At 69.0% G+C, this 10,757-nt stretch carries 10 protein-coding genes and 1 pseudogene; 4 read left to right on the top strand and 7 right to left on the bottom strand.

Going from position 1 to position 10,757, the window contains the following annotated elements; translation table 11 throughout:
- The 3 genes from ACWF9G_RS34005 to ACWF9G_RS33995 form a co-directional block, all read right to left on the bottom strand.
- Window positions 1-365 (bottom strand): alcohol dehydrogenase catalytic domain-containing protein (locus ACWF9G_RS34005; RefSeq protein ID WP_452520314.1); only part of this gene is annotated, 365 nt, incomplete at its 3' end.
- Window positions 366-367: 2 nt separating this feature from the next.
- The gene (locus ACWF9G_RS34000) at window positions 368-1,513 is read right to left on the bottom strand and encodes a serine hydrolase domain-containing protein (protein ID WP_452520313.1); all 1,146 of its coding nucleotides are present in this window, start codon (window positions 1,511-1,513) and stop codon (window positions 368-370) included.
- Complete coding sequence (locus tag ACWF9G_RS33995; protein ID WP_452520311.1) at window positions 1,513-2,883, bottom strand: flavin-containing monooxygenase; 1,371 nt, start codon at window positions 2,881-2,883, stop codon at window positions 1,513-1,515. The genes ACWF9G_RS34000 and ACWF9G_RS33995 overlap by 1 nt, the downstream gene beginning before the upstream one ends.
- A 116-nt stretch (window positions 2,884-2,999) precedes the next feature.
- Between ACWF9G_RS33995 and ACWF9G_RS33990 the strand changes: the two genes are divergently transcribed.
- A complete protein-coding gene (locus ACWF9G_RS33990; protein ID WP_379308516.1) occupies window positions 3,000-3,620 on the top strand; it encodes a TetR/AcrR family transcriptional regulator in 621 nt (206 codons plus the stop codon).
- On the opposite strand, the gene ACWF9G_RS33985 is transcribed toward ACWF9G_RS33990, so the two are convergent.
- Window positions 3,617-4,243, bottom strand: a complete 627-nt coding sequence (locus ACWF9G_RS33985; protein WP_452520309.1) for a DUF4203 domain-containing protein — start codon at window positions 4,241-4,243, stop codon at window positions 3,617-3,619. The genes ACWF9G_RS33990 and ACWF9G_RS33985 overlap by 4 nt on opposite strands.
- Before the next feature lie 102 nt (window positions 4,244-4,345).
- Here ACWF9G_RS33985 and ACWF9G_RS33980 point away from each other — a divergent pair, with 102 nt between their 5' ends.
- Together ACWF9G_RS33980 and ACWF9G_RS33975 are read left to right on the top strand one after the other, a co-directional pair.
- Window positions 4,346-4,777, top strand: a complete 432-nt coding sequence (locus tag ACWF9G_RS33980) for a DUF6325 family protein (RefSeq protein ID WP_379308514.1) — start codon at window positions 4,346-4,348, stop codon at window positions 4,775-4,777.
- A gap of 11 nt (window positions 4,778-4,788) precedes the next feature.
- Window positions 4,789-5,127, top strand: a complete 339-nt coding sequence (locus tag ACWF9G_RS33975; protein WP_452520307.1) for an SHOCT domain-containing protein — start codon at window positions 4,789-4,791, stop codon at window positions 5,125-5,127.
- 59 nt (window positions 5,128-5,186) lie between these two features.
- On the opposite strand, the pseudogene ACWF9G_RS33970 reads toward ACWF9G_RS33975, so the two are convergent.
- From ACWF9G_RS33970 to ACWF9G_RS33960, 3 genes and pseudogenes are all read right to left on the bottom strand, one after another.
- Window positions 5,187-7,080: pseudogene (locus ACWF9G_RS33970) on the bottom strand (alkyl/aryl-sulfatase).
- Window positions 7,081-7,110: 30 nt separating this feature from the next.
- Window positions 7,111-9,714 (bottom strand): LuxR C-terminal-related transcriptional regulator, encoded by a 2,604-nt coding sequence (locus ACWF9G_RS33965; RefSeq protein WP_452520305.1) that lies wholly within the window; start codon window positions 9,712-9,714, stop codon window positions 7,111-7,113.
- Window positions 9,715-9,889: 175 nt separating this feature from the next.
- Window positions 9,890-10,111, bottom strand: a complete 222-nt coding sequence (locus tag ACWF9G_RS33960; protein ID WP_379308510.1) for a hypothetical protein — start codon at window positions 10,109-10,111, stop codon at window positions 9,890-9,892.
- A 189-nt stretch (window positions 10,112-10,300) separates the two neighbouring features.
- On the opposite strand from ACWF9G_RS33960, the gene ACWF9G_RS33955 reads away from it, so the two are divergent.
- Window positions 10,301-10,720 carry an Ig-like domain-containing protein gene (locus ACWF9G_RS33955; RefSeq protein WP_452520303.1) on the top strand — a complete coding sequence of 140 codons (420 nt, stop codon included), beginning with the start codon at window positions 10,301-10,303 and terminating at the stop codon, window positions 10,718-10,720.
- The last annotated feature ends 37 nt before the right edge of the window (window positions 10,721-10,757 follow it).

Raw genomic sequence — 10,757 nt, 5'->3', positions numbered from 1 at the left:
CCGCCGTCCGGGCCGAGCCCGGGACACGGCGGCATGGCCGTGCGCCCTGCGGCCAGGCAGACATTCTCGTTGCCGCGCAAGCACTCCCGGCATTCACCGCACGACCAGCACAGGTACACGATCCCGCGTTCGCCGGTATGGCGCCCGGCCACCTGCGCGCCGACCGCCTCGATGGTGCCCGCGATCTCGTGGCCGAGGGTGAGCGGCTTCTCGCTCATCGGGAACGGCAGGCTCAGCACGAACGAGTCCGAGTGGCAGATCCCGGCCGCGCCGACCCGCAACAGCAGATCGTCCGGGCCGATGTCGGGCACGGGCACCGTCCGCAGTTCCAGGGTGCCCGGCGCGGTCAGCTGCATCGCACGCATGGTCATCGGGCCGCTCCGTCGAAGGTGGCCTTCAGGTACCGGTCGTAGCGGTCGGAGCCGATCAGGCCCGTCGCCATCCGGTTCATGGTGTAGGCGAAGGTGATCCGGCGATCCAGGTCGTTGACGACCATCGAGCCGCCGTAGCCCGCCCACCAGCAGACCCGGCCGTCGGGGATGTGCGGGAAGGTCTGCGGGCGCGGCAAGCCGTAGCCGATGCCGAACCGCAGCGGGGTCAGCAGGGCCAGGTCGATGCCGTCGGCCTGCTCACGGAAGATCAGGTCGATGGTGGCGGGTGACAGGAACCGCCTGCCGCCGAGCTCGCCGCCGTTGGCGATCAGCGACTGGATCCGGGCCACCGAGCGCGCGTTGCCGTGTCCGTTGGTCCCGCCGATCTCGGCCTGGCGCCAGGCTGGTGTCGCGGTCTCGGCGACCTCGAGCCAGGGACTGGTGAGCGTCTTGATGAGCACGCTGTCCTGGTCCAGGGTCGACAGGTCGAACTCGGGCAGTTCCGGCGGGACCAGGGTGGCGATCCGGTCGGCGTGCTCGGGTCCGGTGCCGATGTGGAAATCGGCGCCGAGCGGGCCCGCCAGTTCCTCGGCGAAGAACCGGCCGAGCGAACGACCGGTGATGCGGCGCACCAGTTCACCGATCAGGTGTCCGTAGTTGATGGCGTGATAGCCCGAGGCGGTACCCGGCTCCCACCAGGGCGCCTGGGTCGCGAGCCGGGCCGCGGCTTCCTCGTGGTCGTAGATGTCGGACAGCGCGATCGGCTTGTCCCAGCCGGAGACGCCCGAGGTGTGCGAAAGCAGCTGCCTGACCAGGATGTCCGCCTTGCCGTTGGCCGCGAACTCGGGCCAGTAGCCTGCCACGCGCTGGTCGACGTCGAGGTCGCCGCGGTCGACCAGCAGCAGGGCGCACAGCGCCGTCATCGTCTTGGTGACCGAGAAGACGTTGACCAGGGTGTCGGCGCCCCACCGCGTGGTCTTCGCCGGATCGGCGTACCCGCCCCACAGATCGAGCACCGGATCGCCGTCGACGGTGACGCACAGCGCCGCGCCGAGTTCGGCGCCGGAGGCGAGTTGCTCGTCGAATGCCGCACGCACACCGGCGAATTCGTCCAGACAGAAGCCAGAGGAGGTTCCGCTCATCACACCGCCCCCGCCGTCGCGCGCGCGGGCACCGGCAGGCTGTTGCCCGTGGCGGCGGCCCGTTTCGCACCCCGTTCCAGCTCCTTGGTCAGCGAGCGCACGTACGGCTCGAACTCGGTCTGGATGGTGTGGCGCGGCGAATCGTAATAGCGCCCGGCACGTTTGGCCTCCTGCTCGCCGAGCACCTGCTCCATCTGCTCGCGCGGGGGCAGGTGATAGCGGCCGGCCAGGTAGGCGGCGACCAGCTTGCTCTGCTGCTCGGCGAAGTTGACCAGCGTCGGCATCGGCTGGGCCAGGCCGAGATAGAACAGGTTGTCCATGCCGGGCTGCACCATCATCTGGTACAGCGGGAACCGGTTGGCCGCGTCGGGCACCAGCGCCGGGTCGGTGAAGAACGGGAAGCTGATGTGGTAGCCGGTGGCGCACACGATCACGTCGACCCGCTCGCTGCTGCCGTCGGCGAAATGCACTGTGTCGCCGTCCAACCGGGTGATCGCGGGCTTGCACTCCACGTCACCGCAGCCCGCCCGGTGCAGGAACTCCTCGCTCGCCGAGGGATGCGCTTCGAACGGCTCGTGATCGGGCGCGGGCAGGCCGTAGTTCCGCATGTCGCCGCGGTTCTTCCGCACGAATCGCTGCTTGAGCTTGAGCGCGACCTTCGGGGGAATCCAGGAGGGCATCGAACGACGGTCACCCACTTGGCCGTTCACGTATTTGGGCAGCACCCAGACACCGCGCCGGGCCGAGACGAACAGCTTCGAGGCGAGGAAACGCTGGGACAGTTCGGAAGCGATGTCGAGGCCCGAGTTGCCCATGCCGACCACCACGATCCGCTTGCCGCGCATATCGATCGGGTCGAACGGATCGTTGTAGGCGTGGCTGTGCATCAGCACACCGTCGAATTCGCCGGGATAGTCGGGGAATCGGGGGTTCCAGTGATGGCCGTTGCAGACGATCAGCGCGTCGTAGACCTCGGTGTCGCCCGCCGCGGTCGTCACCCGCCACAGGCCTGCGTCATCACGCTCGGCCGCGGTGACCAGGCTGTTGAACTTGATCCGGTCGCGCAACCCGAAGTGGTCGACGTAGTCCTTGAAGTACCGCAGCAGCTGGGAATGGTGCGGAAAGTGCGGCCATTCCTCGGGTGCGGGGAAGTCCTCGAATTGCAGGCGGTACTTCGAGGTGTCGATATGCAGGCTCTGGTAGCAGGCCGACATCCCGTTGGGGTTCTTGTAGTACCAATTGCCGCCCACCTCGTCGGAGGCTTCGTAGCAGTCGAACGGAATGCCGTACTCGGCAAGCCGTTTGGCGACGGTGATACCCGAAGGTCCGGCGCCGATGACGCACACCCTGGGCAATTCGCGTGTATCCATGCACAACTCCTGAGCGGCCGCGGTCGCCGATGACCATGCCGCGTGACGTGGAACACACGATAGCGCTTCGCTGGACATCATGTCTAGTGAATGAGCGGATCGTCTAGGATGGGCGCATGACGTCCGAACCCGCCCGCCGTGGATCCCTGCGTGAGGAGCAGAAACGCCTCACCAAGGCCAGGATCGTCGAGACCGCGCGCACCCTGTTCGAGACCCAGGGCTATTCCGCTGTCCGCGTCGACGACATCGCCGCCGCCGTCGGATGCAGCAGGGCGACGTTCTATCTGCACTTCACCAGCAAGGGCGAGGTGCTGCGGGCGATCGCCAACGAGGGGACGCTGACCAGTGTCCGGGAGTTCTACGCCGACCTCGACCGGGTGCTCACCACCGGTTCCCGGGCGGCGTTCGAGGAGTGGATGACCCGGGCGATCTACTGGTTTCTGGTGAACAAGGACATGCTCCCGGCATGGGACGAGGCCACCGCGGTCGAACCGGAGTTCCGCGCGGTAGCGCGCGAGGGCATCATGACACTGGCCGACAGCATGCCCGCCTACCTCGCCCGCTGGCCCGAACACCGCCGCGACGAGGCGCGGCTGCGGATCGAACTGCTGGTCGCCCAGCTCGAGCGGTTCTTCACCCGGTGGGCCATGCAGGGCACCATCGACGTCACCACCGACAAGGCCGCCACGGTCCTCACCGATGTCTGGTTTCCGGCGCTGCAAGCACCCGCCGACTAGCTCGTCGGCCAGCCACCGTTGCGTTTGCGCTGCTCGGCAGCCTTGTCGTCGTCACCGGCGAGGTGCTGGATCCCGAGCTTCTCGGCGAACAGATGACGCTGGGTGATCCAGCCGAGCGCCGAAAGGCCGATCCAGGCCAGGGTCGAGGTGACCTGCTGCCAACCGGTCTCGGGTTCGCGCAGGAACGCCAGCGAATCGCTCATCCGGCCCAGGCCGCTGAGCAGCATACTGGCGCCGCCGATCGAAGTCAGCCACAGCAGTGCGCGAGCACGGAACTTCTCGGCGAGGAACGCGCCGGCCACGCCCATTGCCAGCGCGACGATCATGCTCAGCGCGACGTTCTTGTCGCCGGGCTGCAGAACGGTCGCCAGCTTCGTGCCGATCATCGCGCCGGCGAGGCCGCCGATGAAGTACGAGGCGAAGCGGAACACCAGCGAGGTCACCACCCACGCCGAGATCGCGCCGATCAGCCCGATCAGCACCAGCCACCAGAACGTGGCATTGAACAGGTCGGCGATCAGCCAGCCGAGGCCGAACCCGATCGCCAGGACGCCCAGGTTCACCGATCTGATGCCGTAGAAGCACAGCAGTGCGCCGACCACCGCCACCACGATGCCGTTCATAAGGCATTCCTTTCGACACCTCCACGCTAGAGCGCGGGCGGCGGCGCCGGTTCACCCGATTCGGGTGAGGCGTGGGTGGCCGGATCGGCGCACGATCACGCCATGGGATCAACAGCTGCTCTGGGACCGGTCGATTTCCTCGTCCTCACCTTTCCCGGCACCGCCGTCGACGAGGCAGTCGCCGACGCACTAGGCGAGGTCGTCGGGAAAGGCCTGGTGACCCTGCTGGATCTGATCGTGCTGACCATGGACGCCGCGGGGACGGTCACCGAATCCGAGGTCGACGACGATCTGGCCGAGGTGGGTCTCACCGGCCTGACCGCGGCCGACATCGACCTGGTCAGCGACGCCGATGTGGAGGTCGTGCGCGGGTCGATGGCGCCGGGCAGCACAGCGGTGATCCTCGTCTTCGAACAGACCTGGGCGACGCGGCTGGCCTCGGCGGTGCGCGGCGCCGAGGGCGAGGTCGCGTTGCACGTGCCGATACCGCGCGATGTCGTCGAGTCCGCGGTGTCCGCCGCGGCGACAGGCTAGGAGGAAGCGACATGCCACTACGACGGGGCCGCATCGGGCGGCCTGGACTTCTGGGCACGGTGGCCCGGACCGCGGTCATCGCAGGCACCGCCACCGCCACGTCCAACGCGATGAACAACCGTTCACGCAGACGCTCGGCCGAACAGCAGGCCTATGCCGATCAGCAGGCCGCCGCCCAGCAGCAGGCCTACGCGCAACAGCAGGCGGCCTATGCTCCGCCGCCGCCCGCACCCGCCGCCGCCCCTCCGGTCGATCTGGTCGAAAAGTTGAAGCAACTGAGCGAATTGCATTCGGCTGGCGCGCTCTCCGATGCCGAATTCGCCGCGGCCAAGAATCAGCTGCTCGGCTGAGAACTCCCGGACGAAGCGCCCCCTGTCTCGTCGACCGGGGGCGCTCATCGGGACCAGCGTCAGGGCGTCACGATGGCGAAGTCGGGGTCGGGGTCGTCCAGGTAGCCGACCAGTTCGGCCAGTGTGGTCGGGTCGCCGTCGATCGTGACGCGGCCGTCGACGATCAGCCGGCCCAGGTCCGCGCCGCCGATCAGGATGGCGTGCAGGTCCACTTCGGTGAGGGTGAAGGTCGCGTCGGCGGGTCCGGCATCGCCCTCGACGTCGAAATGCACGAGTACGCCGTTGCGGAGCTGGGTGCGGTGGACGGTTCCGGTGTCCGCGAACTTCCAGTCGAGGACGATGGTGGCCGACCAGGTGCGCGGACCGTCGACGCGCAACGCGATCGCGTCGAAGAGCTGCTCGACCGACAGCGCAGCGCCGATATCCGACGACGCGCTCACCGTCGGGGTACCGACGCTTCCGTTGCGCAACTCGTAGGCGCCCGTCAGGAAGAAGTTGCGCCAGGTGCCGTTCTCGGAACCGTAGCCGAGCTGTTCGAGCGTGTCGGCCTGCAGCCTTGGCCTCGGCGTTGTCCGGCTCGGCGAAGATCACGTAGTTCAGTACCTGGGCCACCCAGCGGAAGTCGCCGTCGGCGTAGGACTTTCGGGCCTTGGCGACGACCTCGTCGGCGCCACCCATGAAATCCAGGTGGCGGACCGCGGATTCGACCGGGGTGTGCTGCCACAGGTTCGCCGGATTGCCGTCGAACCACCCCATGTACCGCTGGTAGATCGCCTTGACGTTGTGGCTGACCGAGCCGTAGTAGCCGTGGGTCGACCATGAGTTCGCCAGGGCGGGCGGCAGCTCGATGGTCTCGGCGATCTCGATGCCGGTGGCGCCCTTGTTGAGTGCCCGCAGGGTCTGGTCGTGCAGGTAGCCGTAGAGGTCGCGCTGGATCGAGAGGTACTCGGTGAGCCGCTCGGTGTCCCAGGTCGGCCAGTGGTGCGAGGCGAACACGACGTCGGAGCGGCCCGCGTAGCGGTTGATCGCCTCGGTGAGATATTTCGACCACACATGCGGGTCACGCACCAGCGCCCCACGCAGGGTGAGCAGGTTGTGCAAGGTGTGGGTGGCGTTCTCGGCCATGCACAGTGCTCGCCGGTCGGGAAAGTAGAAGTTCATCTCGGCGGGCGCCTCCGTGCCCGGCGTCATCTGGAATTCGATGGCTACCCCGTCGACGGTCACGGCCTGGCCGGTGTGCTCGATGGAGATCGTCGGCGTGATCAGCGTCGGCCGACCGATCGAGGTCGTCGGCCCGAGACCGGCGCCGACCGAACCCAGCGGTCCGGTCGGCAGGGCAGCGCCGTACATGTAGGCCGCCCGGCGGGCCATCGCGGTGCCCGCGTACACGTTCTCCGCCACCGCGTGCTCGGCGAATCCCACCGGCGCGATGATCGGGCAGCGGCCCGCGTCGACATCGTCTTGCGTGGTCACGCCTTTGACGCCACCGAAGTGGTCGATGTGGGAGTGCGAGTAGATCACCCCGGTCACCGGGCGTTCACCGCGATGCTCGCGGTACAGCGCCAGCCCCGCCGCGGCCGTCTCGACCGAGATCAGCGGGTCGATCACGATCACGCCGGTGTCGCCCTCGACCAGGGTCATGTTCGACAGGTCGAGTCCGCGGATCTGGTAGATGCCGTCGGTGACCTCGTACAACCCTTGCATCGCGCACAGTTTCGACTGTCGCCACAGGCTCGGATGCACCGTGGGCGGGCACTCGCCGTCGAGGAAGGCGAACGCGTCGCTGCTCCACACCACGTCTCCCGCGGCATTGCGCACCAATCCCGGAGTCAGCGCGGCGACGAATCCGCGTTCGGCGTCGGCGAAATCCTGGGTGTCGTCGAACGGTAGCGTGCGCGATGCCGTGTCGTTGCCCGCTTCGATGCCGGCCGAGGCATCCTGCTGACTGGTCATCAGATCCCTTTCCCGATGCGGCCGCACGGCTCAGATCAGGCCGACGCGGCGGGCGTTGGTGATGGCCTCGGCGCGGGCGTTGACGCCGAGTTTCTGGTAGATGCCGCGCAGGTGGGTCTTGACGGTGTTCACCGAGACGCCCATGTTCGCGGCGATGGTGGCCGCGGTCATGCCGGAGGGGAGCTGGCGCAGGACCACGAGTTCGGTGTCGGTGAGCTGGGGCGCGTCGGCGGCGGGCGCGCGGTGGGAGCGGACCAGATCGACGAAGGCGTCGAAGCGGCCGAAGCGCCCGCCAAGCCGGTCGAGGACCTCGGCGGCACCCGGCACATCGAGGAACGGGCGGATCAGCCGTTCCCCGCAGGCCAGCGAGAGCGCCTGCTCGAACGCGTCGTCGACCTTGCGGGGGCGATCGAGGCGATCGGCGGCGACGCCGACCAGCAGCCAGGCCGTGACCAGCGATCGGGTGTTCAGTGGCGGCGGACCGGTGAGCAGGGGCTCGAGCAGCGTCAGCGCCGCGGCGGGTCGATGGGTGTAGACGGCGAGGCCCGCGTCGGCGACGGCCGTCTGCGGCGTCGGACCGAAGACGCGGGTCGCGTGATCGACCAGGTGCTGGGCGTCGGCCCTGGCCTGCAGGCGCAGCAGCAGCCACAGCACGTCGGTGACCAGCGCGCCGATACCGAGCAGTCCAGGGGCATCGTCGAGCAGCCGGTGCACCTGCTTGCACAGTGCGGTCGCGGCGGCCGCGCGGTCCGGGGCCGCGTCGAACATCAGCACGCCGGCCATGACCGCGGCTTGGCGCACCGGCGCCGGCGCGGTGGCCTCGACCAGCGGCCCGCCGGGCAGGCCTGGCTGTGGCAGCTCGACGGACTCGCCCTGGTGGTACGCGCCGTAGGCCGCGATCACCCGGGCGAACGCGGCCTCGGGCGAATGGGTGAGGTCGTAGCGATCGGCGCAATCGATCGCGGCGTCGGCCAGCGCGCGCAGCTCACCGACCCGGCACGCGTATCCCGCGGCGATGGCCGATGCGGTCCGCGCGCGCACCGCGACGCGACCGAGTCCCGTTTCCTCGGCGTGCACGATCGCGTGCCGTAAAGCCGCTGTGCCGCTGTCGATCTCACCGCCCGAGATCTGCGCCGTGCCGCAGTGCAACGCCGCGTAGCAGTCGAGATCGGGCTGGCCGGTCACCGCGGGCAGCGGCCAGCTCATCGAGGCCGAATCACCCACCAGGACAGCGACTCCCGCGCTGACGGCCCGGTCGAGCGCATCGGTCCACCCGACGGGTACCAGCTGCGGGACCTGCGCGGGCCCGACGTGGGCGGCTTCGAGATAGACCTCGGCGGTGGCGATTTCGCCCGCCTCCACCGCGACGGCGGCGCGCAGCAGGCGCACGAAGGTGTCCTCGGCCAGCTCGGGCACGTGCTCGAGCGCGCCGAGCAGCAGGTGCCCGGTGCCGTCGAGGACCATCCGCAGGCCCCAATCCCGCAGGAACGGCACCAGGCCGGGCGCACCAGGTTCGGCCAGGACGTGGTCGAGCGCCGGACCCGGCATCGCCGCGGCGCCGAACCACTCGGCGACCCGGCGGTGCACGGCGGGCAGCCGCTCGGCCCTGGTGTGCGTTGCCTCGGCCAGCAGGTACGCGCGCAGCAGCGGGTGGTAGGTGTGCCACAGCTCCCCCGCGTGCGCGACGGTGTGCATGGGGAAGTTGGCGCGCAGCAACTCGTCGATGATCCGTCCCGCGTTCTCCCCCGCCAGCTCCTCGGCCAGCGGCAGGCTGAAGCGGCCGGGAATCGCGGTGACGAGCAGGAATTCGAGGGTGCGGGCGGGCAGCGACTGCATCAGCTCGGCGACGAGGAAATCGGCGACCGCGTGCGAGGGCCTGGCCAGGGTGGTGAGCGCGGTGTCGCGGTCCTCGGCGTTGGCGGCCAGATAGATCGCCGCGATGCGCACCAGCGCGGCCCAGCCGCGCGTGAGGGTGTGCACCATGGCCAGTTCGGCGTCGTCGAGCCTGCAGCCGTGCTGGATGAACAGCTGGGCGATCCGCTCCGGTGACAGCGTCAGTTCGGCGACGCCGATCCGGGTCAGCTTGCCCGCCAATTCCAGCGCGTGCCAGCGCAACGGCGGATCGAACCGGCCCGCGATCAGCACGGTGACCGTCGAGGGCAGGTGCGCGAGCAGGTATTCCAGGCCGGCCAGTTGCAGCGGGTCGGTGAGCAGGTGGGCGTCGTCGATGACCAGAACCACGCGATCGAGGGTGATCGTCATGGCCTCGACCAGGTCGGCCGCCTGGTCGACCGGAGTGCGCAGCGCACCGTCGGCGACGATATCGGCCGACGGGTCGAGGATCTGCGCGATCGCCGGGATCAGGTCACCGCGGTCGGCCAGGCGGTCGGTGACGGTCAGCCAGCCGACCGCGGCCGAGCGCAGGCGCCGCGACCGGGTCACCCAGTCGACCAGGGCGACCGTCTTGCCGCTGCCCGCCGGTCCGGACACCAGCACCGTGTGCCCGGCGGCGGCGTGGGCGCGGTCGAGCCTGGCATTGATCTCGGCGGATCGGACGGAGGCGAAGGACAGTTCCGGGATGCTCGCATCGACGTCCGCCGGGCTTTCAGCTATCGCTCGGTACGAGGTTGCCACCACCACACTCCTGAGCTCGTCGTCTACCCTGCGGGGCCGATCCACCAGCAGGTTCGACGGTAGGCGAAACACGACCTGCGCGTTTGCGGGTCGTGCGTCGTCGCGGTGCTCGTTATCAGATCGTCGTCATCATGACGGGTTGCCGACATCGGCTAACGAGCGGCAATCGTCGCGTTCAGTCGGGCAGCCTGGACATCTCGAGCAGGGTGAGACCGAGGACATCGATGCGGGCGAGCACGCCGCGCATGGCGGTGCTGTCGGCGAGCTCGCCGTACAGGGTGGTGGTACCGGTGGCCGAATGCGCGCTGCGCCGGAGTTCGGGAAAAGCCGCGACGGCACGGTCGGTGAGCTCGCCCTCGACGACGAACTGATAGCGAACCGCACCTGATGTCGGCATGTATCCCAGTGTCGACGCCCACCGCCGCGACCGCCTCATCCGCACGGGATGATTCCGGCGCCACCTGCGGCGAACCGGTCGGCCCCAGTTTTAAACATTCGTTTTTCTGTTTCCCGGACAGCGCGGTGATCGGCTCGATAGTGTCGCGCACACCCACAGCGGTGGGACAGCGCGAACCAGGAGAACTCCATGAAGACCAACGCACGGCGGGCCGGCTTCGGACTCACAGCTTTCACCGCGGTCGCCGCGGCCACGGTGCTGGTGGCACCGCAGGCCTCGGCGCTCGTGCAGGGCGTCACGGTCAGCGGCACCACCCACTACGTGGGCACCGCCTACACCGTCACCGCCGATGTCACCGCGACGTCGTTCCTGTTCAAGGTGACCTTCACCGACAACGGCACCCAGATCGGCGAGCCGGTCGCGGTCTCCGACGGCAAGGCCACCATCACCTGGACCCCGTCGACCCCCGGATCGCACGAGATCAAGGCGGTCCAGGAGCTGATCAGCTCGAAGACCGTCACCGTCGAGGTCAGCGCCGAGCCGACCACCCCCGGCGGCGGCACCGGATCGGCCGACCTGGGCGGACTGCTGACCGGCTCGGCGGGCTAGCTCGCCGCGCCTCGACGGCCGCCGCGGACTACCGATC

It is taken from the genome of Nocardia sp. NPDC055029, assembly GCF_053608525.1.
The sequence above is the reverse complement of the archived record's forward strand: the minus strand, read 5'-3'. Positions and strand labels throughout refer to the sequence as shown.